This is a genomic window from Pseudomonas sp. MWU13-2517 (assembly GCF_023242545.1).
Classification (GTDB): domain Bacteria; phylum Pseudomonadota; class Gammaproteobacteria; order Pseudomonadales; family Pseudomonadaceae; genus Aquipseudomonas.
Window position 1 is genome coordinate 273,173 of record NZ_JALMFA010000006.1, and the last position, 24,411, is coordinate 297,583.

Consider the following 24,411-nt stretch of genomic DNA (forward strand, 5'->3'; position numbering starts at 1 on the left):
CAGTCGATGCATACGCTGACTGATCTATCGCTATCGGGGGCAAGCCCCCTCCCACATTTTGGATCTACGGTGTCAGATCAGAACGCCGGCTTGATCGCGCCTTTGTACTTTTCTTCGATGAATTTCTTCACTTCAGGTGTGTGCAGGGCTGCAACCAGTTTCTTCACCGCATCCGAATCCTTGTTGTCTTCGCGGGTCACCAGGATGTTCACGTAAGGCGAGTCGCTGCCTTCGATGATCAGTGCATCCTTGGATGGGTCCAGCTTGGCTTCCAGGGCATAGTTGGTGTTGATCAGCGCCAGGTCGACCTGGGTCAGCACGCGCGGCAGGGTGGCGGCTTCCAGTTCGCGGAACTTCAGGTGTTTCGGATTGCCGGTGATGTCCTTGATGGTCGACAGGATGTTGGTCGGGTCCTTCAGGGTGATCAGGTTGTGCTTGGCCAGCAGCAACAGTGCGCGGCCGCCGTTGGTGGCGTCGTTCGGGATCACCACATTGGCGCCGTCCGGCAGGTCTTCCAGCTTTTTGTACTTGCTGGAGTACGCGCCCAGCGGCTCAAGGTGCACGGCGCCGGCGCTCACCAGGTGAGTGCCCTTGGCCTTGTTGAATTCATCCAGGTACGGCTGGTGCTGGAAGAAGTTGGCGTCCAGGCGCTTTTCAGCCACTTGCACGTTTGGCTGCACGTAGTCGGTGAAGACTTTCACCTGCAGGTCCACGCCTTCTTTGGCCAGGGCCGGCTTCACGAATTCGAGGATTTCCGCGTGTGGCACCGGCGATGCGGCGACCGTGAGGGTCTCGGCAGCATGGGCGGAAAACGCGGCAACGGCGGCGAAAGCAACCAGTAGTTTTTTCATCCAGCAAGCTCCTTGTTCGGGCATGTGCCGGCGAGGCCGGCAATGGCCGTTATTTTCGAGAAAAGTGCACCACCAGCTTGTCGCCGACGGTTTGCAGAATTTGCACCAGGATCAACAGCAACACCACAGTGACCACCATCACATCAGTCTGGAAGCGCTGGTAACCGAAGCGGATCGCCAGGTCACCCAAGCCACCCGCACCGACCACGCCGGCCATAGCGGTGTAGGAAACAAGCGTAATTGCGGTCACTGTAATCGCCGCGAAAATGCCGGGGCGTGCTTCGGGCAGCAATGCGTTGGTGATGATCTGACGTGTACTGGCCCCCATGGACTGGGTGGCCTCGATGATGCCGCGGTCCACTTCACGCAAGGCAGTTTCCACCAGCCGCGCGAAAAACGGCGTAGCCCCCACCACCAGCGGCGGGATCGCGCCCGCCACACCCAGCGAAGTGCCGGTGATCAGGACAGTGAACGGGATCATCACGATCAGCAGGATGATGAACGGCAGCGAGCGCAGGATATTTACGATCAACGACAGCAGCGCGTACAGGCCCTTCTGTTCAAACAGTTGGCGCGGACTGCACAGGAACAGCAGCACCCCCAGCGGCAGGCCGAGCAGCACGGTGAAGAACAGTGAACCGAATAGCATGATCATGGTGTCGCCGGTGGCGAGCCAGATTTCAGACCAGTCGATATTGGCGAAGAAACTCAACAGGACTTCCATTAGCGCAGAACCTCCATGTGGACGTCTGCCGCGGTAAAGCGGGCGAAAGCGGCTTCCATGTCCCCGCCGGTAACGGCGAGGGTCAGTTGGCCGTAGGGAATATCTTTGATGCGGTCGATACGACCGGCAAGGATGCTGTAGTCCACCCCCGTTTCACGGGCGACGGTGCCCAGCAGCGGCGCGTAGGTCGCTTCACCTTGGAACGTCAGACGCACGATACGGCCCGGTACGTGAGCGAAGTCATCACGCTGCTCGCTTTCGTCGATCTGATCAGCTTCCTGCACGAAGCGCTTGGTGGTCGGATGCTTGGGATGCAGGAACACATCGGCCACCGAACCTTGCTCGACGATCACACCGGCATCCATCACGGCGACCTGGTCGCATACGCGACGGATCACATCCATTTCATGGGTGATCAGCACGATGGTCAGCTTCAGTTCGCGGTTGATCTCGGCCAGCAGTTGCAGGACCGAGGCGGTGGTCTGCGGGTCGAGTGCACTGGTGGCTTCGTCGCACAGCAGGATTTTCGGCTTGGTGGCCAGGGCGCGGGCGATGCCGACGCGTTGCTTCTGGCCACCGGACAACTGCGCCGGGTACTTCTTGGCGTGGTCCGACAGGCCGACGCGGGCGAGCAGCTCGGCCACGCGCAGGTCGATTTCCTTGCGCGACAGTTCGCCGGCGAGAGTCAGCGGCAGCGCGACGTTATCGGCGACGGTCTTGGAAGCCAGCAGGTTGAAGTGCTGGAAGATCATCCCGACTTGCTGGCGGAAACGACGCAGGCCGTTGGCATCCAGGGCGGTGACTTCTTCACCGTCGACATTGATCTGGCCGCCGCTGGGTTGCTCAAGGCGGTTGATCAGGCGCAGCAGCGTGCTTTTGCCCGCACCGGAGTGGCCAATCAGGCCAAATACCTGGCCGTTTTCGACGCGCAGGCTGGTGGGGTGCAGGGCGGGGATTTCCTTACCGGCGACGCGGTAGGTTTTATGGACGTTTTGAAACTCGATCACGTAGCGAACCTTGTGGGGCGCATGGAAAAGGGATCAGCGGTTAGCCGGGCGCGCATTTTAGCCTGTCCGTATAGCGTTTCTTAGCATTTATTTCGTATTCAACCAGCGATTTGGCAATAACGCGATCAAAGGTCATAAAAAGGGAACGGTGAAAAAAGGTATCAGTCACTACTTAAGCAATTCGAAATCCTGAGGTGCCGTGCCTGGGGATAGTTCTAGAAGAGCCAGGGATCGCTCTGGCCACTTAAGAAGGAGTTTTTGTCTGATGAGTACTAAAAAGCCAGTCACCCCGCCAAAGAGTGAACTTGCGGGGACCGATACCTTGGACCGTGGCAACACCAACGCCAAGCTGCAGGCTTTGGAGGAGTTTCGCTCGGACGCCACTGGCCAGGCCCTGCGCACCAACCAGGGCGTGAAGATTGCCGATAACCAGAACACCCTGAAAGTCGGCGCCCGTGGTCCGTCGCTGCTGGAAGACTTCATCATGCGTGAAAAGATCACGCATTTTGACCATGAACGTATCCCGGAGCGCATCGTGCATGCCCGTGGTACCGGTGCCCATGGTTATTTCCAGACTTATGAAAACCACTCGGCGCTGAGCAAGGCCGGGTTTCTGCGTAACCCTGAGCATAAAACCCCGGTATTTGCGCGTTTCTCCACCGTTCAAGGTCCGCGTGGATCGGGCGATACGGTGCGTGACGTGCGCGGCTTCGCCGTGAAGTTCTTCACTGACGAAGGCAACTTCGATCTGGTGGGCAACAACATGCCGGTGTTTTTCATACAAGACGCCATTAAGTTTCCCGACTTCGTGCACGCCGTAAAGCCTGAGCCGCACAACGAGATTCCCACCGGCGGCTCGGCCCACGATACGTTCTGGGATTTTGTCTCGCTCCAGCCGGAATCGGCGCATATGGTGCTGTGGGCAATGTCCGACCGCGCTATTCCAAAAAGCCTGCGCGCCATGCAGGGCTTTGGCGTTCATACCTTCCGCATGATCAATACCGATGGTGAGTCGAGCTTCGTGAAGTTCCACTGGCGCCCTAAAGTGGGTACGTGTTCCCTGGTGTGGGACGAAGCGCAAAAGCTTGCCGGCAAAGATACCGATTACCACCGTCGCGACCTGTGGGAAGCGATCGAATGCGGTGACTACCCTGAGTGGGAATTGGGTGTGCAGATCGTCGCGCAAGAGGACGAACACAAGTTCGACTTCGACCTGCTCGATCCGACCAAGATCATCCCCGAAGAGCTGGTGCCGATTACGCCGCTGGGTAAGATGGTGCTTAACCGCAACCCGGACAACTTCTTTGCTGAAGTCGAACAGGTCGCGTTTTGCCCAGGCCATATCGTGCCGGGTATCGACTTCACCAACGATCCGTTGTTACAAGGCCGTCTGTTTTCCTACACGGATACCCAGATCAGCCGACTCGGTGGTCCGAATTTTCATGAGCTGCCGATCAATCGCCCGGTCACGCCTTTCCATAATGGCCAGCGCGATGCTCAGCACCGTACCGTGATCGACAAGGGCCGCGCCGCGTACGAACCGAATTCGATTGATGGTGGTTGGCCGAAAGAAACACCTCCGGCGGCCCAGGATGGCGGTTTCGAGACCTATTACGAGCGCGTGGACGCCAACAAGGTACGTGAGCGCAGCGAGTCGTTTGGTGATCATTTCTCGCAAGCCACGCTGTTTTTCCACAGCATGAGCCATCACGAAAAAGAGCACATCATCGCGGCTTACAGCTTCGAGTTGGGCAAGGTGGAACGTGAGTTCATTCGTGCTCGCCAAGTCAATGAGATCCTGGCCAATATCGATTTGGAACTGGCCAAGCGCGTCGCGCAGAACCTGGGTCTGCCGGCGCCAACCAAAGGCACGGTGCCGCCGCGTGAGACGTCGTTGAAAGTGTCGCCCGCGTTGAGCCAGGTGAACCTGCTGTCGGGCGATATCAAGACGCGCAAAGTCGCGATTCTTGCGGCTAACGGTGTGGATGGCGCGGCGATTGCGGCGCTGAAGGCGGCGCTGGAAACCGAAGGTGCACACGCCAAGTTGCTCGGGCCGACTTCGGCGCCGGTGAAGGCCGCTGATGGCAAGAGCCTGGCGGTGGATGCGTCGATGGAAGGCATGCCATCTATTGCGTTTGATGCAGTGTTTGTCCCTGGCGGTAAAGAGTCGATCAAGGCGCTGAGCGGGGATGGCGTCGCGTTGCACTTCCTGTTGGAGGCATACAAGCATCTGAAGGCAATTGCCGTTGCCGGTGATGCCAAGCCATTGCTGGACCTGCTCAAGCTTGAAGTGGATGCGGGATTGATCGTTGGAGCCGATGCCAAGGCATTCAAGGCTTTCTTCGCGGCGATTGCCCAGCATCGCGTGTGGGAGCGTGAGCCGAAGGCCAAGGCTATTCCGGCTTAAGTGATCTGCTGTTAGTCGGATCGCTATCGGAAGCGAGCCCGTCCGCACTTGAATGTAATTATCTTCACGTGTGGGACGGGGTCGCTCCCGATGCTTTTACTGCGTCTTGCGTGGAATCAGCACAACCTGCGCGGCAATGTTCTTCAAAATCTGCCGGTGAATCTTCAGGTCATATCCCGAATCAATTCGCTTAACCCGTTTGGTGAGCAATGTGGCCAGCCATGGGTAATCCTGGGTGCGCGGCACTTGAATGCTCACGTCGCACTGGTAATTCACCAGGTCGGTGGCGATCGCATCCAGTTGGTGGCGAAGTTCTTCTATATCGGTGAGGTTCAGCGCCACGGTGGTGCTTTCTGCGGCCGGGTCGATGACTTTGGCGGCAGGCTTGGTTTCAGCGGCTTTCAGGGCGGCTTCGGCTTTTTCCAGTTCGGCTTTGCGGGCGTGGCTGATGGCGCTGTTTACGCCGCCTGTCAGTGCAGGCGCCTTAGGCATCAGCGCACGTGCGCGGCTCAGTGCCGTGGCGGCGGCGTTGACGTCACCCTTTTGCAGCACGATCTGGCTGCGTTGCAGATAGGCTTCGGCCAATTGGCGTTGGTAAGGTTCCAGAGCCGGGTCATCAGGCGACTGTGCCTGCAATGCGGCGAGCTGATCCTCAGCGGTGGCCAGCTCACTGCTGGCCAGGTTTTGCTCCAGTTGCGCGATGGCCGTAGCACGCGCATCCGGAGCATCGGGAGCGGCCGGTGGTGTGCTTTGGCAGGCGCCCAGCAGCAGGGAAAATGCGGCAAGGAGCAGATAACGGGAGTTGAACGGCTTCATTCCTGCGACTCTCTAATTGCGCAAAAAGCGAGCAAGTCTACACCCCTCGACGGGGCAGGACAAAACTCAGCAGAAACAGGGCGGCCGCCGTTACAACAATCGACGGTCCTGCCGGCGTGTCCTTGAACCAAGACAGTGCCAGGCCCCCGCACACTGCCAGCATCCCCAGCAGGCTGGCGCCGATGGCCATCTGCTCGGGAGAGCGGGCGTGGCGCTGGGCGGCGGCGGCGGGAATGATCAGCAGCGACGTGATCAACAATACGCCGACTATCTTCATCGCAACAGCAATCACCACCGCGATCAACAGCATCAGGGCCATGCGCAGGGCCGGCACGGGCAAACCCTCCACCGTGGCCAGTTCTTCATGCACCGTAATTGCCAACAACGGACGCCACAGGGCCACCAGTAAAACCAGTACGGCCGCGCTGCCGCCCAGTATCCATGCGAGATCACCTGGGCTGATCGCCAGTAAATCGCCAAACAGGTAGGCCATCAGGTCGATGCGAACTTCGTGCATGAAACTCAGCACCACCAGGCCCAGGGACAGGGTGCTCGGCGCCAGGATGCCCAGTAGCGTGTCGGAGGCGAGCGGCTGGCGCTGTTGCAGGGTTACCAGCAGCACTGCCAGTAGCAGGCAGCCTACGGTGACGGCGATGGTCGGGCTCACATCCAGTAAAAAGCCCAGGGCGACGCCCAGCAGGGCGGCATGGGACAAGGTGTCGCCGAAGTAGGCCATGCGTCGCCAGACCACGAACGAGCCCAACGGGCCCGCCACCAGTGCCAAAGCCAAGCCTGCCAGCAGGGCGTAGAGCAGAAAATCAGCCATGCTTGCAGCTATCTCCATGGACGTGGGTATGAGGTTTGGCGAGATCATCCACGACAGCGCCATGCAAATCATGGGCATGATCGTGGTGGTGATGGTATATCGCCAGGCTCTGGGCGTTCTTGCCGAACAACTCGACGAACGCCGGATCGCCGCTGACCTGTTCCGGGTGGCCGGAGCAGCACACATGGCGGTTCAGGCAGACGACCTGGTCAGTGGTGCTCATCACCAGATGCAGGTCGTGCGACACCATCAGAACGCCGCACCCATGGCGGTCGCGCAGGCGGGTGATCAGGCTGTACAGCTCGGCTTGGCCTGCGACGTCGACGCCTTGTACAGGCTCATCCAGCACCAGTAACTCGGGCTCGCGCAACAGTGCGCGGGCCAGTAATACGCGCTGCATTTCGCCGCCGGAGATGCTCTGCACCGGGCTATCGATGACCTGCTCGGCGCCGACTTCCCTGAGCGCAGCCTGTGCGCGGGCACGGTCGACACCGGGTACCAGGCGCAGAAAGCGCAGTACGGACAAGGGCAGCGTCGGGTCGACGTGCAGCTTCTGCGGCATATAGCCGACGCGCAGCTTGGGTTTGCGCCATACGCGGCCGCTGTCGGGCTTGAGCAAACCGAGTACGGCACGCACCAGGGTGGTCTTGCCCGCGCCATTCGGGCCGATCAGGGTGACGATCTGCCCGGGTTCCACGCTCAGTGCGATGTTATCCAGTACGTTTTGCCCGGCGAACGTGACTGCGACCTGCTCCAGGCGGATTAACGCGTCGCTCATCAAGCCCCCTGGCAACCCGAGCAGAGCCCGACCACTTCGACCGTTTGCCCTTCAACCTTGAAGCCGACGTCGGCGGAGCTTTGGATGATGGCGTCGCTGATGCTTTTCTGTTCAAGCTCGATGGCGGCGTGGCACTCGCGGCAGATCAGGAACTGCCCCTGATGCGCGTGCTCCGGATGGCTGCAGCCGACAAAGGCGTTGAGGGACGCGATGCGATGCACCAGGCCGTTGTCCAGCAGGAAATCCAGCGCACGGTAAACCGTAGGCGGTGCGGCGCGGCGGCCGTCCTGCTCGCTGAGCACGCCAAGAATGTCGTAGGCGCCCAGCGGCTTGTGGCTCTGCCATACCAGTTCCAGCACCCGACGACGCAAAGCGGTCAGGCGCAAGCCTTTCTGCGCACACAGGGTGTCGGCTTCCGACAGCGCGGTATGCACGCAGTGGGAGTGGTCATGGGGACGGCTGGCAAGCGGTGTTTTAGGCATGGGCGGCGACAGACATTTGATAGAGACGTTATTATGTTACCCGTTCCTACGCCATCGAGTGGTCATCGTGTTCCGACTTTTTCCCGTTTTTGTCGTATTTGTCACCAGTTTGTTCGTTGCCGGGGCTGCTCAGGCAGAGGTCAAAGTGTTGACCAGTATCAAGCCGTTGCAGCTGATTGCCGCCGCTGTGCAGGATGGCGTAGCGATCCCGGAGGTGTTGTTGCCGCCTGGCGCATCGCCGCACAACTATGCCTTGCGCCCATCCGACGTACGGCGCGTGCAGTCGGTGGACCTGCTGTATTGGATCGGTCCGGACATGGAGAGCTTCCTGCCGCGCGTGCTCAAGGGGCGCAACCTGCCGACCGTGGCCGTGCAGGACCTTCCAGGCATGAAACTGCGTCGTTTTGCCGAAGATAGCCACTCTCACGCTGACGAAGCCGACGAACATGACCATGATCATCGCCCGGGCAGCCTGGATGCGCACTTGTGGTTGTCGACAGTAAACGCGCGTGTGATCGCGGCACGCATGGCGTCTGATCTCAGCGCCGCCGACCCGGCCAATGCCGCACGTTATCAAAGCAACGTGAAAGCCTTCGATGAGCGCCTGGATGCTTTGGATGCGCGGTTGAAGGCGCGCCTGGCGTCAATCGGCGACAAACCTTACTTCGTGTTCCATGAGGCCTTTGATTACTTCGAAGACGCCTATGGGCTCAAGCACGCCGGCGTATTCAGCGTGGCTGCCGAAGTTCAGCCGGGCGCCCAGCACGTTGCGGCAATGCGTACGCGTTTGCAGGAAGTGGGCAAGACGTGTGTGTTCAGTGAGCCGCCATTGCGTCCGCGCCTGGCTGAGACGCTGGTGGCAGGCCTGCCGGTGAAGCTGGCGGAGCTGGATGCATTGGGGGGCTACACGCCGGCCACGGCGCAGGGTTACGAGCAGGTACTGGAGAAATTGGGCAATGATCTGGCGGGGTGCCTGGAGTCGCTCTGACAGCCTGCGCTACGCGTCAACCCATGGGAGGGGGCACGCCCCCTCTCACATTTTTTGCGCTTAGAGGGCGAACGGCAGTTGGACAGTGACTTGCTGACGCTGCATAAGCCGACGCTCGAATTCCGCTGGGTCGTGAATCAACACATCCTGGCCGGCAAATGATTCAGCGGCGATCAGGCGCGACAGCCAGAACCGCACGCACGCTACGCGCAGCATGGTCGGCCAGAGTTCCGCTTCCCTGGCGGTAAACGGCCGCAGGCTCGCGTAGGCGCCCAGCAGCGCTCGGGCGCGCGGCCCATCAATCACGCCGTGCGCATCCGAGCACCAATCATTCAGGGCGATTGCCACGTCGTACAGCATCGGACCTGAGCAGGCGTTGTAGAAGTCGATCAGGCCTGTGAGATGCGTGCCTTCAAACATCGCATTGTCGCGGAAGAGGTCGGCATGCACGTTGGCGCGCGGCAAGGCAAGGATCCCGGCTTTGTGGGCTTCGATCTCGGTCAATGCGTCCTGCAGAAGGCGTTGTTGTGCGTGGTTCAGGTGCGAAATCAGCTGTGCACCTTCACTGAGCATCCAATCCAGCCCGCGATCGGTCTTGCGTTCCAGCACCTTCTCACCTTGGGTGGCCAGGTGCAGGTGGCCCAGCAGGTCACCGACCTGGGAGCAATGCTGGGCGTTGGCGTCCTTGATGTGTTTGCCGGCCAGGCGCGGTTGCAACAGTGCCGGTTTGCCGGCCAGCGTGCGCAGGGCTACGCCGTCGGTGGTGCGTAGGGCATAAGGCACCGGCAGTTCGGCGTCGTGGAGTACGTCGAGCAACTCGATGAAAAATGGCATTTCCGCGACAGGGCCGCGCTCAACCAGGGTCAGGACGAACTCGCCCTGTTCCAGGCTGATAAAGAAATTGGTGTTTTCACTACCAGCGGCAATCCCCTGGAAATCAAGCAGGCGGCCGAGCCCGTAAGGGGCGAGAAAGGTTTCCAGCTCGGGCCGAGCCAGGGGGGTAAACACAGACATGGTTAAAACTGCCAGTACGGGCGCCGCGGTGCGCGGCGCCAATTGAAGTTAAGAAATCATTTCCATTCGAAGATCTTCCATGACGGGATCAGCATATCCGGCTGGTCAGAGCGGATGAAGTTCGCGTCAGTTCCGTCCGCGCGCACCAGGAAGTAAGGCGGGGCACCCTTTACCGTGACCTTGATTGCGTACAGGAAACCATTTTGGCGGTACTCCTGGATGGTTCTGTCGCCTTCCGTGCGAATGGTAACTTCCGGATCGCCTGAAGGGGCGCTGTCTGCCGCCATGGCAGCCATCGGAGCGAGTGCAATCAAGCCAGTGAGGAGCAGGCGATTGAATGTACGCATGATAACCTTGTCCCTTTGTCGTCATTGGTCCGGCTATTCTAGCGCCTGACCCGCCGAAAAGGTTGATCCTGCTCATGAGCCAAGCCCCCCTCGTCCTGGTGGACGGTTCTTCTTACCTGTATCGCGCCTTTCACGCGCTGCCACCGCTCACCACGTCCAAAGGCCTGCCGACCGGTGCGGTCAAGGGCGTGTTGAACATGCTCAAAAGCCTGCGCAAGCAGTACCCGGACAGCCCCTTCGCCGTGGTGTTTGACGCCAAGGGTGGGACTTTTCGCGATGACATGTATGCCGAATACAAGGCCAACCGCCCGAGCATGCCTGATGACATGCGCCTGCAGATCGAGCCGTTGCACCAGAGCGTCATCGCTCTGGGCTTCCCGCTGCTGTGCGTCGAAGGCGTCGAGGCCGATGACGTAATCGGCACCCTGGCCCGCAGCAGCGCAGCTGCCAACCGACCGGTGGTGATTTCCACGGGTGACAAAGACATGGCGCAGTTGGTCGATGGGCACATTACCTTGGTCAACACCATGACCGGTAGTTCGATGGACATCGAAGGCGTAAAGGAGAAATTTGGCGTCGCTCCGGAGCAGATCATCGACTATCTGGCGTTGATGGGGGACTCGTCCGACAACATTCCGGGTGTTCCGGGCATTGGTCCGAAGACCGCTTCCGGCTTGCTGGTGGGCGTGAATGGCGGGATCAAAGAGCTTTATGAACAGCTGGATATCGTGCCAACCCTGCCCATCCGTGGGGCCAAGACCTTGCCGGCCAAGTTGGAAGAGCACAAGGAGATGGCGTTCCTGTCGTACCAACTGGCGACGATCAAGTGTGACGTGCCGCTGGACGTCGGCCTGGAAGACCTGCACCTGATCGAACCCGATCGTGAAAAGCTGCTGGAGTTGTACACGCTGCTGGAGTTCAAGAGCTGGTTTGACGAGATTCAGCGTGACGCCAAGCGTGTGGAGCTCAACACCGCTCCCGTCGCTGAAACTGCTATCGAGGTTGCCGTGGCTGCGCCTGTCGAGGCGACTTACACCACAATCCTTGACCAGGCGACCTTCGATACCTGGCTGAAGAAGCTCAATGACGCGAAGTTGTTCGCGTTCGACACCGAAACCACCGGCATCGACGCGCAGCAGGCGCAACTGGTCGGGCTCTCGTTTGCGGTGCAGCCCCATGAAGCGGCCTACATCCCGCTGACTCATTCCTACATCGGCGCGCCGTCGCAGCTGGATCGCGACACCGTGTTGCTCGCGTTGAAACCATTGCTGGAAGATCCGACCAAGCTCAAGGTCGGCCAGCACGCCAAGTTCGACATGAACATCCTGGCCAACTGCGCCATCGGTGGCGACCCGGCGCAAGGCATTACCGTGCGCGGCATCGCATTCGACACCATGCTCGAATCCTATGTGCTCAATTCCACTGCAACGCGGCACGACATGGATAGCCTGGCCAAGAAGTACCTGGACTACGACACCGTCAGTTTCCAGGACATCGCCGGCAAGGGTGCCAAGCAGCTGACATTCGACCAGATCCCGCTTGAGCAAGCCGGCCCTTACGCGGCTGAAGATGCCGACGTGACACTGCGTCTGCATCAGGCGTTGTACGCGCAACTGGCGGCCCTACCAAGCCTGGCCAGCGTGCTGACCGACATCGAGATTCCATTGGTGCCGGTGCTGGCGCGCATCGAGCGCCAGGGCGCGTTGGTGGATAAGGACCTGCTGGGCGTCCAGAGCATCGAGCTGGGCAACAAGATGGTTGAGCTGGAGCGCCAGGCATTCGAGATCGCCGGTGAAGCGTTCAATCTGGGTTCGCCCAAGCAGCTTGGGGCGATTCTCTACGAGAAACTGGGCCTGCCGGTACTGAAGAAGACCGGCAAAGGCCAGGCGTCCACCGCTGAGGAAGTGCTGGCCAAGTTGGCCGAAGACGACTTCCTGTTGCCCAAGGTGCTGATGCAGTACCGCAGCATGAGCAAGCTCAAAAGCACCTACACCGACCGGCTGCCAGAGCAGATCAACCCACGTACCGGACGCATCCACACGTCTTATCACCAGGCGGTGGCGGCGACCGGGCGTTTGTCCTCCAGCGATCCGAACCTGCAGAACATCCCGGTGCGCACCGCCGAAGGGCGGCGGATACGTCAGGCATTTGTCGCGCCCAAGGGCTACAAACTGTTGGCGGCTGACTATTCCCAGATCGAGTTGCGGATCATGGCGCACTTGTCCAAGGACGAGGGCTTGATGAATGCCTTCCGCAACAACCTGGACGTGCACACGGCCACGGCGGCCGAGGTGTTCAAGGTGGAATTGGCTGAGGTCACGTCCAACCAGCGGCGCAGTGCCAAGGCGATCAACTTTGGCCTGATCTACGGTATGGGTGCACAGAAGCTCGGTAAAGACATCGGCGTCGACACCAAGACCGCCAAGGCCTACATCGATGTGTATTTCGCACGCTACCCGGGCGTTCGCGAATATATGGAGCGCACCCGCGCCCAGGCAGCCGACCAAGGCTATGTGGAAACCTTCTTCGGGCGTCGGCTGTATTTGCCCGATATCAACTCCAATAAGCCTCAGGAGCGCGCGACCGCCGAACGCACGGCGATTAACGCGCCGATGCAGGGCACGGCGGCGGACATCATCAAGAAAGCCATGGTGCAGGTGGATAACTGGCTGACGGAGTCGGGCCTGGACGCCAAGGTTATCCTGCAGGTGCACGACGAATTGGTGCTTGAGGTGCGTGAAGATCTGGTGGCGCAAGTCAGCGAAGGGATCCGCGAACACATGAGCGCGGCGGCACAGTTGGATGTGCCGTTGGTGGTCGATGTGGGGGTGGGCGATAACTGGGACGAGGCGCACTGATATCGCGGCTCTGCCATTACCAACCGTGATGGCAGAGCGCTTTAGATCGGAAATCGATGCCAGTTATTTCCAATAGTTTTTTTGATCTGCCGGAACTTAACCCGTGAACTGCCACTCAGAGTTACTGAATGGGTGGTGAAGCCCTTCAATGCTCCTATGTTGTGTTAAGTGTTGGCAGATATCTGGACCCCGCCCTAGCGGTCCGGAACTTGAACCCCGAACTTCCCCTCCCCATACGAAGTCCGGGGTTTTTTTTGCCCGCAGAAAAGCTATTCCGCGACTTCAGTGCCCTTGTCCGCCAACTCCATCCAGCCGGCCAACACGGTGTAAGCCTCTTCCAGGCCCATACGCTTGGGTGCCGAGAACAATTGGATGGTGATTGCATCACCCCAGCCTTTACGGATATCCGATTGGACCTTCAGCAGCGTGTTCTTGGCGGCGCCGTAGGTCAGCTTGTCGGCTTTGGTCAGCAGGATATGCATCGGCATGCCGCTGGCCATGGCCCAGTCCAGCATCAGCAAGTCGAAGTCGGTCATTGGATGACGGATGTCCATCATCAGAATCAAGCCCTTCAAACTCTCGCGACCGCCCAGGTAGGCCTCCAGGTGACGCTGCCAGTGCAGCTTCAGCGGGATGGGTACTTTTGCGTAACCGTAGCCCGGCAGGTCGACCAGACGCCGATCATCGTCTAGCTTGAAGAAATTGAGCAGTTGCGTGCGGCCCGGAGTTTTCGAGGTGCGCGCCAGGCTGGCGTGGGTCAGGGTGTTCAGTGCGCTGGATTTACCGGCGTTGGAGCGGCCGGCAAAGGCGACTTCAAAGCCTTCGTCATCGGGGCATTGATCAACTTTTGCGGCGCTGAGCATGAACGTGGACTGTTGGCACAGGCCGAGGATGGGATTCTTGAGTTGCATGAGATTTCCGATGTGGGCGGTGCCGATAAAGGGTGCGGCAAGCGGTGTCGTTTCCGTTTCAGTAGCGCCAGTATATAATGCCGCAGATTTTGTGTGTGCTTTGTCCCAGCGAAGGATGAAGTTCACGGGAGCGAAAGACCTTCATTGCGCATTAGAACGCAAAACGCTCTCAAACCCTGAAAAGGTCGATGTATGACCCGATGGTTGTTCGTTTTTGGTGTCCTGATTCCGCTTTATGGCGCTCAGGCTACACAGGAACCGGAAGCGGTGTACAACCGAGTTTGCGTGGCTTGCCATGCCGGCCAACTGCCCAGCGCCCCTAAACGGGGTGATCAGGCAGCGTGGGCGCCCAGACTGGCGCAGGGCATGGACACGCTGGTGCAACACGTAACCCAGGGTTTCAAGGCAATGCCGCCGCGTGGTTTGTGCATGGACTGCAGTACTGAGGATTACCAGGCCGTCATTGAGTTGATGGTGAGTAAACCCGGTAGATAACTCTTAAACCCTTAGCCGTAGTTGGATTAGCTGATGAACAAACTGATCGTGAGTCTGCTGTTGACCTTGGGCATCACCGGTGTTGCCCATGCTGCAGGCGACGCTACAGCGGGCCAGGCGAAAGCCGCCGTATGTGGTGCTTGCCATGGGCCGGATGGCAACAGCCCGGCGCCGAACTTTCCTAAACTGGCCGGCCAGGGTGAACGTTACCTGACCAAGCAGATGCACGACATCAAGGACGGCAAGCGCACGGTGCTGGAAATGACCGGCTTGCTGACCAATCTCAGCGATCAGGACCTGGCGGATATCGCGGCCTATTTTGCCAGCCAGAAAGGCAGCGTGGGAGCTGCCGATCCGAAACTGGTCGAAAAAGGTCAGGCGTTGTTCCGCGGCGGCAAACTCGCTGAAGACCAGCCTATTGGCGGCATGCCCGCGTGCAAGGCTTGCCACATCCCGGACGGCGGTGGTCTCGCCGCCGCAGGCTTCCCCCACCTGAGTGGCCAACATGCCCAATACACGGCCAAGCAACTGAAGGATTTCCGTGAGAAAGTTCGCTATATCGATGGCGACGCTGGTAACAAAATGATGACCGACATTGCCGCCAAACTCTCGGATAAGGATATCGAAGCGCTGTCCAGCTACATCCAGGGTCTGCACTGATCGGCCCGGCAACGTTAACGCTCGATTAATCCATCGATGCAAGCATAAAAAGGGTGGCTTAGGTCGCCCTTTTTTGTGGCCGGTGCCGTTACACTAACGAACTCATGCCCGCGTAGACCTGTCACAACAAGGGTCGCGTGAGGCGACTTTATTTGTCTAGGAGTAAAGCATGCGTAATCTGATCCTCAGCGCCGCTCTCGCCGCCGTCAGCCTCTTCGGCATGACCGCACAAGCTGCCGACGTGCCGCTTGAAGCCGGTAAAACCTATGTCGAATTGGCTAATCCCGTACCGGTGTCGGTGCCTGGCAAGATCGAAGTAGTGGAGCTGTTCTGGTACGGCTGCCCGCATTGCTACGCTTTTGAGCCGACCATCAACCCTTGGGTTGAAAAACTCCCGTCCGACGTGAATTTCAAGCGCATTCCGGCCATGTTCGGCGGCCCATGGGATGCCCATGGCCAACTGTTCCTGACCCTGGAAGCCATGGGTGTTGAACACAAGGTCCATAACGCCGTATTCGAAGCCATCCAGAAACAAGGCAAGCGCCTGACCAAGCCAGAAGAAATGGCTGACTTCGTCGCTACCCAAGGTGTCGACAAGGACAAGTTCATCGCCACCTTCAACTCTTTCGCTATCCAGGGCCAGATCAAACAGGCCAAGGAACTTGCGCAAAAGTACGGCGTGCAAGGTGTACCGACCCTGATCGTCAACGGTAAGTACCGTTTCGACCTCGGCACTGCCGGTGGTCCGGAAGCCGTCCTCAACGTTGCGGACCAATTGATCGCCAAAGAACGCGCAGCCAAGTAAGGGGCTCACCATGCGCCGCCGGGGTACCGAACGCGTCGTTGGCCTGCACGAGCCGCAGGTCAACGAACACCACCTGGAATCCACTGGCTTGCCGGCTGACAGCCGCTTGCGCCTGCTCAGTTTCAATATTCAGGTGGGTATCAGTACCGAGAAGTACCGCCACTACCTCACCCGTGGCTGGCAGCACCTGCTGCCCCACAACGGGCGGGCCGGCAACCTGCAAAAGATCGGCAACCTGCTCAACGACTTCGATCTGGTCGCTTTGCAGGAAGCCGATGGCGGCAGCATACGTTCCGGCTACATCAACCAAGTGGAGCATCTGGCACAGCTGGGAGCCTTTCCCTACTGGTATCAGCAGCTCAATCGCAACCTCGGGCGCCTGGCGCAGCACAGTAATGGTGTGCTCAGCCGCCTGAAGCCCACCGTCATCGAAGACCATCCGTTGCCAGGCCCTAAAGGGCGCGGGGCGATTCTCGTGCGTTTTGGCGAAGGTCCGGAAGCCTTGGTGGTGGTGATGATGCATCTGGCGCTTGGAGGGCGTGCGCGCAACCTCCAGCTCGCCTACGTGCGTGATTTGATTGGCAACTACAAGCACCAGGTGCTGATGGGTGACATGAACACCCATGCCAATGACCTGTTGCAGAATTCCCCGCTGCGAGACCTTGCGTTACTGGCGCCGCAAGTCGAGGCCACGTTTCCCAGCTGGCGCCCGCAACGCTGTCTGGACCATATCCTGCTAAGCCCGACCCTCACGCTCGAAAGTGTGCAGGTTCTGGCGCAGCCAATCTCCGATCACCTGCCGGTCGCGGTAGAGATTCGTCTGCCGGGTTCACTCACGGCTGATGCATTACCCGTGTTGAGCCCCGGCCCTCACGGACCCCTTGCATGAGCGACGACGCCCAGCGCTGGAAAGAGAAATACCTCAAGAGTATCGAGCAACAAGACAAGCTCGAACGCCGCTGGGCCGCCCGTCTCGACCTGCTGCGCCGTGGGCTCGTGCGCAGTACGCTGGCCGCCGAGGGGACTGATCGAGCGGTCGACCAATGCATGAAAGAGATGCGCGATGTCGTGCGCACCGACGACATGGACGCCGCGCTCGCCGCCTTGCTGCCGCGCCTGGAAAAAGCCGTGCTGGACTCGGAGCAGCGCCGCGAAACCCGGGTCGACCAGATGAGCACCGCGCTCACTGCCCTGGTCGCCCAGTTGCAGAAGTTGCCGCTGCCCCGTGAAGTGGCGCGCCCGCTGAAAACCTTCGCCAAGCAGCTCGATGGTCGTGTCGGGCAGGCGCAGGAGATACCGTTGCTACTCAGTGAGCTCAGTAGCCTGCAAGGTCAGGCACTGAACAACCTGGAGCCGGACAGCGAAAGCCCGCGTTCAGGGCCCGGTCTGCTGCAGCGCCTGTTTGGCAGTAAAGATGTCGCAACCGAAGCCAGCGAGCCCGTCCCGGCAGTTACGCCGCTGCCGGGCGCGCCAAAGCCTGCGCCCGAACCCCAGGAGCAGGTGCAATCCGAGGCGCTGGCCCAAGCACTGCGGGCATTCGAGCCATTACCGTCAGCCCCGGCGACGCCGCAGCCTGAACCCGTTTTGCCGGTCACGAAGGCGGAGGTCGCCAGCGAAACGTTTGTCTTCGAGGCGCCTGCGCAGTCTGCTGTTGCTGCTGCCCTGCCCGTCGAGGCGGCTGACATTGAGGCGCCAGAACAGCGCCTGGAAGAGTCTGCACCCGAAAGTGCACTCGCCGCTTTTATCGAAGCGCCTGCGGTACCGGTCGACATAGTGGAGGCGACGACCATCGGCAGCCTGTCGCTCCCGCCGGTGTTGGAAAGCGCCGAGCCCGACCCTGATGCGCTGCAGGCGGACGGTGTCTATGCCCTACCCGACTCGCCAGAGCCGTCCTACAGCTCGGTCGCTAAACATATCGAAGACACCTTGCTCGGCTTGCTGGAAGACCTGGCCCTGCCCGAACGCCACCGGCCCCAGGCCGAAGCCATGCGTGAGCGTCTGGCCCATGGTTTGAACTGGTACGAGCTGCTTCCGATCCTCGATGACCTGGCGGTGCTGATGCTGGCGGTCACCGACAGCGGCCAGCATGAATTCGAGGCTTACCTCAAGCAACTCAATGAGCGCCTTGAAGCGTTTCAAGGTCATTTACAGGTCGCCAGTGAAGGTCACGCCGACAGCCGCTCGGCCGCGCGGGAATTGGATACGCAGATTCGTGAACAGGTCGATGGCTTGCAAAGCAGCGTGCAGGATGCGGCCGACCTGAACAGCCTCAAGCAGGTACTGGAAAGCCATCTTGAAGGCTTGCTCGGCACCATGGATGAGCATCAGCGGCAGCGCGACCAACGTGAGCAGGAAGTGGCGGCACGTTTGAAAGGTTTGGCCGAGCGGGTTGCGAGCATGGAGCAGGAGGCTCAAGGCTATCGCGAGCATCTGGAGGTGCAACGCCAGAAAGCCTTGATTGATCCCCTCACAGACCTGCCTAACCGCGCCGCCTGGAGTGAGCGCCTGGACCTTGAGGTCAATGCCTGGCACCAGCGCGGCAATAACTTGTCGCTGGCCATGCTGGATCTCGACCATTTCAAACGCATCAACGACGGCTACGGACATTTGGCCGGCGACAAGGTGTTGAAGATCATCGCCAACGTGCTGCGCAAACGCCTGCGCCCCAGCGACTTTATCGCGCGGTTTGGTGGTGAAGAGTTTGTCCTGCTGATGCCCGATTCGTCGTTGGCCGATGCCGTGGCCGTGGGCGAGGTGTTGCGTGCGGCGATTGAGGCGTGCCCGTTCCACTTCAAAGGCGAGCCGGTGACGATCACGATGTCCATGGGTGTTGCACAGTTTCAGTCGGGCGAGCGCAGCGACCTGGCGCTAAAGCGTGCCGACGAGGCGTTGTACCGGGCCAAGGCGGCAGGACGTAACAACGTGCAGGCCGCTTAAAAGATGTTTCCATTTTGTGATTTGACCGCTGCGCTACACTTCATACAGTTACACTGTTGCATTATCGTCTTCAGCGTAACGTGATCTGCCATGAAATCCTTGTACATCGCCTTTGTGTTTCTTCTACTCGCCGGCTGTGCCAGCGGCCCGCGCCTGAACACCAGCCACCCTTCGGCGAACCACGACAATCGCGTGCAATTCGTCATCGTCCATTACACCTCCGCCAACCTCGAACGTTCCCTCGCCCTGTTGACCCACGGCCAGGTCAGCAGCCATTACCTGATCGGCGACGATGCGTCGGGCACCATTTACAAGCTGGTAGATGAGAGCCAGCGGGCCTGGCATGCAGGCGAGAGCGAGTGGATGGGGCGCACCTGGCTCAACTCCAGCTCCATCGGTATCGAAATCGTCAACCCCGGGTATCGCGACACGCCGACGGGCCGCGTGTGGTACCCGTACTCCGAAGCGCAGGTACAGTCACTGCTTGTGTTGCTCAAGGACATCAGCAAGCGCAACGGGATTGATCCGAAGAACATCATCGGCCATAGCGACATCGCGCCGCTGCGCAAGCTTGATCCAGGCCCGCTGTTTCCGTGGAAGCGCTTAGCCGCAGAAGGCGTGGGAGTGTGGCCGGACGCGCAGGCAGTTGCTCGTTTCCAGGCGCAGTACGCAGCAGCGTTGCCGAGCGTGACCTGGTTCCAGGAAGAGTTGGCGCGCATGGGCTACCAGACACCACAAACCGGTGAGCTGGATGTCGCCACGCGTCATGTGTTGGCGGCTTTCCAGATGCATTTCCGGCCAGCATTGTTTGACGGCACGCCGGATGCTGAAAGTGCCGCGATCCTGCGGGTGTTGAACCGTCGATAGGGGTTAGAGCGGTAACGCCATATAGAACTGTGTACCCTGCCCCGGCCGTGAATACACACCCATGCGGCCACCGTGCAATTGCACGATCTCCTTGCACAGCGCCAGCCCGAGGCCGGCGCCGCCCTTCTTGCGGCCCACCTGTACGAAGGGCTCGAAGATTCGTCCCTGTTGGCCGTACGCAATACCTTCGCCGTTGTCCTCGACGCTGATAATCACCCGCTCACCGTGGCGACGAGCCTGCAGGCGGATCTGCCCACCGTCGGCCGTGTGGCGCAGGGCATTGGCCAGCAGGTTGTCGAGCACGCGCTCCAGTTGAGCCTGGTCAGCGTGCAGTCGGGGCAAATCGGCTTGGGCTTCTACCAGCAACTCGATGTGTTGCGCATTCGCCGGTTCCGTAAACCGCGCTCGAGCATGTTCCAGCAAGTCAGTGATATCACACGGCGCCAAAGTGAGTTTCTGCAAGCCATTTTGGTAGCGCGAAAAATTCAGCAGGTCATTGATCAACTGCATCAGGCGCTGCATTTCTTCGTTGACCGTATCGAGCAAGTCCGCTTCCCGCGACTCAACAGGAAACTTTGCCCGCTCGCGGAACAAGCCGAAGGCCATGTGCATGCCGGTCACCGGCGTGCGTAACTCATGGGAGGCTCGCAGTACGAACTCGCTGCGCACCCGCTCAAAGGCTCTCTGTTCCGTAACGTCATGCAGCACCATGACCGCACCGAGAATATGCCCCTGGGTATGGCTTACGGGCGTCAGGCTGTAGGTCAGCAGGCGCAACTCGCCTTCGACTTCCACCTCCAGATCTTCCGGTGCCCGTTCCAGATTGCCGCCGCGCAACACCAGTTGCAGTTGTTCATCCATTTCCGGGCGCCCGAGAGCATCTCCCAGACCCTGGCCGAGACGTTCCTCGTCCCATCCCAGTTGGCGCTGTGCCACGGGGTTGAGGTGCTCCAGGCAGCCTTGGCGGTCAATCATCAGCAGGCCGTCATCAATGCTGTCGAGCACCGCCTGCAAGCGTTGCTGGCCGGCCAGCAGCTCATCGACATTGGTCGCCTGATGCTGGCGCAATGCTTCGGCCATGATGCCGAAGCGGCGCGTCAACTGGTTCATCTCTGCTGCCGAGGAGATGGGTAGTGTGACTTCAAAATCGCCCTGCCCGATCTTGTCGGCGGCTTTAGCCAGCGCCTCGATAGGGCCACCGAAGCGTCGGGCGATGCCATGTGCGGTGACGAAACCGATGATCAACACCGCAAGGCCGACCAACCCCAGCAGGCCGGAAATCACCAGCGCTCGCTCGCGGGATTTGTGTTCGCTGGTGCTGATATTTTCCAATGCCTGCTTGTGATCGACGATCAATCCATTGCGCAACACATTGAAGGTTTCGGTCAGTTGTTCTTTGCTGCCGGGCGGCGGTGATGGCTGCTGGTACTTGTCAAACGCTTGCAGAAGGTTCTGGTAGTCGATGCGCGCCTGGCTGAAACCGTTGCCGCTGCCGTTTTGCTGTTCATGGGCGATGCCCTGGTCCAGCAATTCAAAATAGCGTTGCTTCGAGGCTTGCAGCGCCTCGGAGTCGCGGGGGTTTTCCAGCATCATGATCAGCTGGTCGCCCAGGCTCTGGCGCAGCTTGAGCCCAAGGTCCAGGGTGATGAAGCTGCTGCGGAGCAATGACTCCTGGGTCTTGGCCATTTGCATCACGCTGACCAGGCCCAGGATCAGCCCCAGCAGGGCGACGGTGATCAGCGCCGAGATACTCAGGAACAACCGAGTGCGCAGTTTCATCGCAAGCTTCATAGGGTGCAGCTCACAGGTTGTACTGTTTGCGTTTGCGGTACAGGGTCGACGCGTCGATGCCAAGGGTGCGTGCCGCCTGATCCAGGGTATCGCTGGTGGCGAGTACGGCACCGATATGCGCTTTCTCCAGCTCGTCCAGGCTCAGCGCCGCGCCGATGCGTGGCGCATTATTGGTCGGTTGTTCGGCCATGCCCAGATGGCTGATCTCGACCTTCTCCTGAGGGCAGATGATGCTGGCTCGCTCCACCACGTTGCGCAGCTCACGGATATTGCCGGGCCAGCGATAGTTGAGCAGTGCTTCGCGTGCCTGATCGCTGAAACCCCGGGCGGGCCGCGCGTACTCCTTCACGAAGCGCGCCAGGAAACGGTCGGCCAGGGTCAGGATGTCTTCACTGCGCTCACGCAGTGGCGGCAGGTGCAAAGTGATGACGTTGAGACGGTAGAGCAAGTCTTCCCGGAAGCGGCCGTCGCGCACCATGTCTTCCAGATTCAAGTTGGTGGCCGCAAGGATGCGCACATCGGCACGTCGGGTCACCGGGTCGCCAACGCGCTCGTACTCTTTATCCTGGATAAAGCGCAGTAACTTGGGTTGCAATGTGAGTGGAAAGTCGCCGATCTCGTCGAGAAAAAGCGTGCCGCCGTCGGCCTGGTTGACGCGGCCCAAGGTGCTCTCGCTGGCGCCGGTAAATGCGCCGCGGCTGTGGCCGAACAACTCGCTTTCCATCAACTCCGCTGTCAGCGACGGGCAGTTGATAGTGACGCAGGATTTTTTCGCACGCTTGCTCCAGCCGTGAATGGCCCGGGCCAATTCACCTTTACCGGTACCCGACTCGCCCAGGATCAGGATGTTGGCGTCGGTACCGGCTACCTGGCGAGCGGTTTCCAGCACCACCATCATGGACGGGCTGTGGGAGTCCAGGCCGTCCTTGGATTTGCGCACTTCACCCTCCAGCGCCTCCAGGCGAGCCGACAATTGGCGCACTTCCAGTTGCTTCGCGGTGGCCAGGCGCAACTGGTCAGGGCTGCATGGCTTGACCAGATAATCGGCGGCACCGGCCTGGATGGCGTCGACAGCGGTATCCACGGCTGAATGCGCGGTGACGATCACCACACGCATCCACGGTGCCTGGATGCGCATCTGTGCCAATACGTCCAAGCCATTGTCCTCACCCAGGCGCAAGTCGAGGAAACACAGGTCGAATACCTGACGCTGCATCAAGGCATCGGCCTGGGCGGCGCTGTTGGCGGTTGCTACGGTGTAGCCTTCGTCTTCCAGGCAGTATCTGAACGTGCGCAGGATTGCGGATTCGTCATCCACTAAAAGAATGCGGCCTTGAAGTTCCTTGGCTGATTCCATCTGTCCCGCGCTCCTTAACTATGAATGATGGTGATTAGTCCCGGAATAATCGGGCAAGTTGCATGGTTCATTCTGATTGATAAAAAGCATCTTCGTGCAGCTATCTGCGCGCCCTCCTACAAACACGCTGAATGAGCAGCGCATTCATGCCTCCGTGCCACTTCGGCAACTCTACCAAGGCTTTTGATCCCTTCACCCGACCATTGGCTATCGTGCAATTCGCACGGCCCTGAGCGGGGCATCGTGCAGGATGCTGGGCGACGCATCCAGATGTCTATTTTAACTATATGATTTTATTGAGTTTTTTTGTTTAAAAAAGCTGGCATGCACTCTGCAATAACTCTCTCAACAGTGTCATGAACGAATAATCAGAATTGCGGGAGAAATACAGCATGACTCGCCAACGCCTCAGCCAATTGCATATTTCGCCCCTGCGTTTGCAGCAAGGTCTTTTCGCCAGCCTGGCCCTGATGGTCACGCTGATTGCCGGGCAGCAAATGCAGCATTGGCAGCAGAGTCATGCGCAGCAAACTCCTCAATTCGAACGTCCGATGATGACGCAGACCCATTTCTCATCCTTTGAGAGCCGTTCTCTTAACAGCATGACTGCACCGCAGTTGAGAGTAGCCGACCAGGATTCCACCCTGGGCGAACTGCCCGTCCAAGAACGTTGGGTGTTCTAGGCAATAAAAGGTCGTTCGTGTTGAGCGGCTGCACGGTAATACCCCTGTTACCCCCCTATAGAAGAAGCGTAAGGAGAATCACCATGTTGAGTTGGGCTATCACATTTCTGATCATCGCCATTGTGGCTGCTGTCTTGGGCTTCGGTGGTATCGCGGGCACCGCTACAGGTATCGCCAAGATCCTGTTTGTGGTTTTCCTGGTGATGTTCATCGCTTCGTTCTTCTTTGGTCGTCGCGGCCGAGGCTGACATGACCACGTCCTTTAAAACCCTGGCTGCCGTCCTGCTCATGGGCGGCAGTGCCTGGGCAATGGCCGCCAATGACGGCCAAACCCGGGCAAACGAACTGCTGAGTTCCGACTCGCAGTTTCGCGACACCTGGCAAGGTGTGGTGAAGAAAGAAGAGCGCCTGCCGGATTGGGTTATGAATTTGTCTGGCGCGGCCGAACAGATGAACGCCGTTGAAGAGGACGGTGACAAGTACTTGGTGGGTCCGCTTTGTGAAACAGCGGACACCTGCCGGAATAAACGTCTGATCGTCGCGTTCAGCTATGACAAGCAGCATGCCTACGCCATGTTGGTACAGGTTCCGGCCGGTCTACCGGCGGACAAGTCGCCGACGCGGCACGCCGACTACCGCTTTCTTGGCAAGCCGGATGAAGGCATGCAAAAGCTGCTGATGGAGCAGCTCAAGAAAGATCCGAATTGGTACTAGGTTTCGTCTGACGCTCTCAGCGTCTACGAAACCTTCATCCATAGAAAGAAGCCCCTTCGCTTCTTTCTGTTTGCATCGCTCGCCAAGGGCGAT

The 24,411-nt window shown here is 59.5% G+C and carries 24 protein-coding genes; 12 read left to right on the top strand and 12 right to left on the bottom strand.

Going from position 1 to position 24,411, the window contains the following annotated elements:
- Window positions 1-77: 77 nt before the first annotated feature.
- Genes M5B97_RS11260 through M5B97_RS11270 form a run of 3 tightly spaced genes read right to left on the bottom strand, consistent with a single transcriptional unit; the run spans window position 78 to window position 2,582 of the window.
- Window positions 78-851 (bottom strand): MetQ/NlpA family ABC transporter substrate-binding protein, encoded by a 774-nt coding sequence (locus M5B97_RS11260; RefSeq protein ID WP_123716720.1) that lies wholly within the window; start codon window positions 849-851, stop codon window positions 78-80.
- A gap of 49 nt (window positions 852-900) precedes the next feature.
- Window positions 901-1,575, bottom strand: coding sequence for a methionine ABC transporter permease (locus M5B97_RS11265; RefSeq protein WP_123716721.1), 675 nt, complete (start codon window positions 1,573-1,575; stop codon window positions 901-903).
- Window positions 1,575-2,582 (bottom strand): methionine ABC transporter ATP-binding protein, encoded by a 1,008-nt coding sequence (locus M5B97_RS11270; RefSeq protein ID WP_248731500.1) that lies wholly within the window; start codon window positions 2,580-2,582, stop codon window positions 1,575-1,577. The genes M5B97_RS11265 and M5B97_RS11270 overlap by 1 nt, the downstream gene beginning before the upstream one ends.
- Window positions 2,583-2,847: 265 nt before the next feature.
- Here M5B97_RS11270 and katE point away from each other — a divergent pair, with 265 nt between their 5' ends.
- Entirely contained in the window at window positions 2,848-4,989 is a 2,142-nt protein-coding gene (gene katE, locus M5B97_RS11275) for a catalase HPII (RefSeq protein WP_248731501.1), read from the top strand.
- 96 nt (window positions 4,990-5,085) lie between these two features.
- On the opposite strand, the gene M5B97_RS11280 is transcribed toward katE, so the two are convergent.
- Genes M5B97_RS11280 through M5B97_RS11295 form a run of 4 tightly spaced genes read right to left on the bottom strand, consistent with a single transcriptional unit; the run spans window position 5,086 to window position 7,891 of the window.
- The gene (locus tag M5B97_RS11280; RefSeq protein ID WP_134661075.1) at window positions 5,086-5,805 is read right to left on the bottom strand and encodes a PA5502 family lipoprotein; all 720 of its coding nucleotides are present in this window, start codon (window positions 5,803-5,805) and stop codon (window positions 5,086-5,088) included.
- Between the two features lie 37 nt (window positions 5,806-5,842).
- The gene (gene znuB, locus M5B97_RS11285; RefSeq protein WP_071494781.1) at window positions 5,843-6,631 is read right to left on the bottom strand and encodes a zinc ABC transporter permease subunit ZnuB; all 789 of its coding nucleotides are present in this window, start codon (window positions 6,629-6,631) and stop codon (window positions 5,843-5,845) included.
- Window positions 6,624-7,409, bottom strand: coding sequence for a zinc ABC transporter ATP-binding protein ZnuC (gene znuC / locus M5B97_RS11290; protein WP_248731502.1), 786 nt, complete (start codon window positions 7,407-7,409; stop codon window positions 6,624-6,626). The genes znuB and znuC overlap by 8 nt, the downstream gene beginning before the upstream one ends.
- Window positions 7,409-7,891 carry a Fur family transcriptional regulator gene (locus M5B97_RS11295; protein ID WP_123716726.1) on the bottom strand — a complete coding sequence of 161 codons (483 nt, stop codon included), beginning with the start codon at window positions 7,889-7,891 and terminating at the stop codon, window positions 7,409-7,411. The genes znuC and M5B97_RS11295 overlap by 1 nt, the downstream gene beginning before the upstream one ends.
- Window positions 7,892-7,949: 58 nt before the next feature.
- On the opposite strand from M5B97_RS11295, the gene M5B97_RS11300 reads away from it, so the two are divergent.
- The gene (locus tag M5B97_RS11300) at window positions 7,950-8,879 is read left to right on the top strand and encodes a zinc ABC transporter substrate-binding protein (RefSeq protein WP_134661157.1); all 930 of its coding nucleotides are present in this window, start codon (window positions 7,950-7,952) and stop codon (window positions 8,877-8,879) included.
- Window positions 8,880-8,939: 60 nt separating this feature from the next.
- Here the strand turns inward: M5B97_RS11300 and M5B97_RS11305 are convergent, their stop codons facing one another.
- On the bottom strand, window positions 8,940-9,893 hold the full coding sequence (locus M5B97_RS11305; protein WP_248731503.1) for a homoserine kinase: 954 nt from the start codon (window positions 9,891-9,893) through the stop codon (window positions 8,940-8,942).
- Between the two features lie 56 nt (window positions 9,894-9,949).
- Window positions 9,950-10,240 (bottom strand): DUF2782 domain-containing protein, encoded by a 291-nt coding sequence (locus tag M5B97_RS11310; protein ID WP_060756492.1) that lies wholly within the window; start codon window positions 10,238-10,240, stop codon window positions 9,950-9,952.
- A gap of 74 nt (window positions 10,241-10,314) precedes the next feature.
- On the opposite strand from M5B97_RS11310, the gene polA reads away from it, so the two are divergent.
- Window positions 10,315-13,098 carry a DNA polymerase I gene (polA, locus tag M5B97_RS11315; protein ID WP_248731504.1) on the top strand — a complete coding sequence of 928 codons (2,784 nt, stop codon included), beginning with the start codon at window positions 10,315-10,317 and terminating at the stop codon, window positions 13,096-13,098.
- A 269-nt stretch (window positions 13,099-13,367) separates the two neighbouring features.
- Here polA and yihA read toward each other — a convergent pair whose 3' ends face one another.
- Window positions 13,368-14,009 (bottom strand): ribosome biogenesis GTP-binding protein YihA/YsxC, encoded by a 642-nt coding sequence (gene yihA, locus M5B97_RS11320; protein ID WP_248731505.1) that lies wholly within the window; start codon window positions 14,007-14,009, stop codon window positions 13,368-13,370.
- A 192-nt stretch (window positions 14,010-14,201) separates the two neighbouring features.
- Here yihA and M5B97_RS11325 point away from each other — a divergent pair, with 192 nt between their 5' ends.
- From M5B97_RS11325 to M5B97_RS11350, 6 genes are all read left to right on the top strand, one after another.
- Window positions 14,202-14,504, top strand: coding sequence for a cytochrome c5 family protein (locus M5B97_RS11325; RefSeq protein ID WP_123716731.1), 303 nt, complete (start codon window positions 14,202-14,204; stop codon window positions 14,502-14,504).
- A 33-nt stretch (window positions 14,505-14,537) separates the two neighbouring features.
- The gene (locus tag M5B97_RS11330; protein WP_134661070.1) at window positions 14,538-15,164 is read left to right on the top strand and encodes a cytochrome c4; all 627 of its coding nucleotides are present in this window, start codon (window positions 14,538-14,540) and stop codon (window positions 15,162-15,164) included.
- Window positions 15,165-15,333: 169 nt separating this feature from the next.
- On the top strand, window positions 15,334-15,969 hold the full coding sequence (dsbA, locus tag M5B97_RS11335) for a thiol:disulfide interchange protein DsbA (protein WP_134661069.1): 636 nt from the start codon (window positions 15,334-15,336) through the stop codon (window positions 15,967-15,969).
- A 10-nt stretch (window positions 15,970-15,979) separates the two neighbouring features.
- Window positions 15,980-16,858 (top strand): endonuclease/exonuclease/phosphatase family protein, encoded by an 879-nt coding sequence (locus tag M5B97_RS11340; RefSeq protein WP_248731506.1) that lies wholly within the window; start codon window positions 15,980-15,982, stop codon window positions 16,856-16,858.
- Window positions 16,855-18,906 carry a GGDEF domain-containing protein gene (locus tag M5B97_RS11345; protein ID WP_248731507.1) on the top strand — a complete coding sequence of 684 codons (2,052 nt, stop codon included), beginning with the start codon at window positions 16,855-16,857 and terminating at the stop codon, window positions 18,904-18,906. Before M5B97_RS11340 ends, M5B97_RS11345 begins: the two co-directional genes overlap by 4 nt.
- 90 nt (window positions 18,907-18,996) lie before the next feature.
- Entirely contained in the window at window positions 18,997-19,773 is a 777-nt protein-coding gene (locus M5B97_RS11350; RefSeq protein WP_123716735.1) for an N-acetylmuramoyl-L-alanine amidase, read from the top strand.
- A 3-nt stretch (window positions 19,774-19,776) separates the two neighbouring features.
- Here the strand turns inward: M5B97_RS11350 and M5B97_RS11355 are convergent, their stop codons facing one another.
- Both M5B97_RS11355 and algB read right to left on the bottom strand, forming a co-directional pair.
- Window positions 19,777-21,564 carry an ATP-binding protein gene (locus tag M5B97_RS11355; RefSeq protein WP_248731508.1) on the bottom strand — a complete coding sequence of 596 codons (1,788 nt, stop codon included), beginning with the start codon at window positions 21,562-21,564 and terminating at the stop codon, window positions 19,777-19,779.
- 10 nt (window positions 21,565-21,574) lie between these two features.
- A complete protein-coding gene (gene algB, locus M5B97_RS11360) occupies window positions 21,575-22,921 on the bottom strand; it encodes a sigma-54-dependent response regulator transcription factor AlgB (protein WP_123716736.1) in 1,347 nt (448 codons plus the stop codon).
- A 392-nt stretch (window positions 22,922-23,313) separates the two neighbouring features.
- Here algB and M5B97_RS11365 point away from each other — a divergent pair, with 392 nt between their 5' ends.
- From M5B97_RS11365 to M5B97_RS11375, 3 genes are all read left to right on the top strand, one after another.
- Complete coding sequence (locus tag M5B97_RS11365; RefSeq protein WP_134661065.1) at window positions 23,314-23,604, top strand: hypothetical protein; 291 nt, start codon at window positions 23,314-23,316, stop codon at window positions 23,602-23,604.
- 83 nt (window positions 23,605-23,687) lie between these two features.
- Window positions 23,688-23,852, top strand: coding sequence for a DUF1328 domain-containing protein (locus tag M5B97_RS11370; RefSeq protein WP_003170804.1), 165 nt, complete (start codon window positions 23,688-23,690; stop codon window positions 23,850-23,852).
- A 1-nt stretch (window position 23,853) separates the two neighbouring features.
- Window positions 23,854-24,318, top strand: a complete 465-nt coding sequence (locus tag M5B97_RS11375; protein ID WP_248731509.1) for an inhibitor of vertebrate lysozyme family protein — start codon at window positions 23,854-23,856, stop codon at window positions 24,316-24,318.
- The last annotated feature ends 93 nt before the right edge of the window (window positions 24,319-24,411 follow it).

Coding starts and splice junctions, on each gene's coding strand:
- M5B97_RS11260 (WP_123716720.1), bottom strand. CDS start 851: ATGAAAAAACTACTGGTTGCTTTCGCCGCCGTTGCCGCGTTTTCCGCC.
- M5B97_RS11265 (WP_123716721.1), bottom strand. CDS start 1,575: ATGGAAGTCCTGTTGAGTTTCTTCGCCAATATCGACTGGTCTGAAATC.
- katE (WP_248731501.1), top strand. CDS start 2,848: ATGAGTACTAAAAAGCCAGTCACCCCGCCAAAGAGTGAACTTGCGGGG.
- M5B97_RS11280 (WP_134661075.1), bottom strand. CDS start 5,805: ATGAAGCCGTTCAACTCCCGTTATCTGCTCCTTGCCGCATTTTCCCTG.
- znuB (WP_071494781.1), bottom strand. CDS start 6,631: ATGGCTGATTTTCTGCTCTACGCCCTGCTGGCAGGCTTGGCTTTGGCA.
- znuC (WP_248731502.1), bottom strand. CDS start 7,409: ATGAGCGACGCGTTAATCCGCCTGGAGCAGGTCGCAGTCACGTTCGCC.
- M5B97_RS11295 (WP_123716726.1), bottom strand. CDS start 7,891: ATGCCTAAAACACCGCTTGCCAGCCGTCCCCATGACCACTCCCACTGC.
- M5B97_RS11305 (WP_248731503.1), bottom strand. CDS start 9,893: ATGTCTGTGTTTACCCCCCTGGCTCGGCCCGAGCTGGAAACCTTTCTC.
- M5B97_RS11310 (WP_060756492.1), bottom strand. CDS start 10,240: ATGCGTACATTCAATCGCCTGCTCCTCACTGGCTTGATTGCACTCGCT.
- polA (WP_248731504.1), top strand. CDS start 10,315: ATGAGCCAAGCCCCCCTCGTCCTGGTGGACGGTTCTTCTTACCTGTAT.
- yihA (WP_248731505.1), bottom strand. CDS start 14,009: ATGCAACTCAAGAATCCCATCCTCGGCCTGTGCCAACAGTCCACGTTC.
- M5B97_RS11325 (WP_123716731.1), top strand. CDS start 14,202: ATGACCCGATGGTTGTTCGTTTTTGGTGTCCTGATTCCGCTTTATGGC.
- M5B97_RS11330 (WP_134661070.1), top strand. CDS start 14,538: ATGAACAAACTGATCGTGAGTCTGCTGTTGACCTTGGGCATCACCGGT.
- dsbA (WP_134661069.1), top strand. CDS start 15,334: ATGCGTAATCTGATCCTCAGCGCCGCTCTCGCCGCCGTCAGCCTCTTC.
- M5B97_RS11340 (WP_248731506.1), top strand. CDS start 15,980: ATGCGCCGCCGGGGTACCGAACGCGTCGTTGGCCTGCACGAGCCGCAG.
- M5B97_RS11345 (WP_248731507.1), top strand. CDS start 16,855: ATGAGCGACGACGCCCAGCGCTGGAAAGAGAAATACCTCAAGAGTATC.
- M5B97_RS11350 (WP_123716735.1), top strand. CDS start 18,997: ATGAAATCCTTGTACATCGCCTTTGTGTTTCTTCTACTCGCCGGCTGT.
- M5B97_RS11355 (WP_248731508.1), bottom strand. CDS start 21,564: ATGAAGCTTGCGATGAAACTGCGCACTCGGTTGTTCCTGAGTATCTCG.
- algB (WP_123716736.1), bottom strand. CDS start 22,921: ATGGAATCAGCCAAGGAACTTCAAGGCCGCATTCTTTTAGTGGATGAC.
- M5B97_RS11365 (WP_134661065.1), top strand. CDS start 23,314: ATGACTCGCCAACGCCTCAGCCAATTGCATATTTCGCCCCTGCGTTTG.
- M5B97_RS11370 (WP_003170804.1), top strand. CDS start 23,688: ATGTTGAGTTGGGCTATCACATTTCTGATCATCGCCATTGTGGCTGCT.
- M5B97_RS11375 (WP_248731509.1), top strand. CDS start 23,854: ATGACCACGTCCTTTAAAACCCTGGCTGCCGTCCTGCTCATGGGCGGC.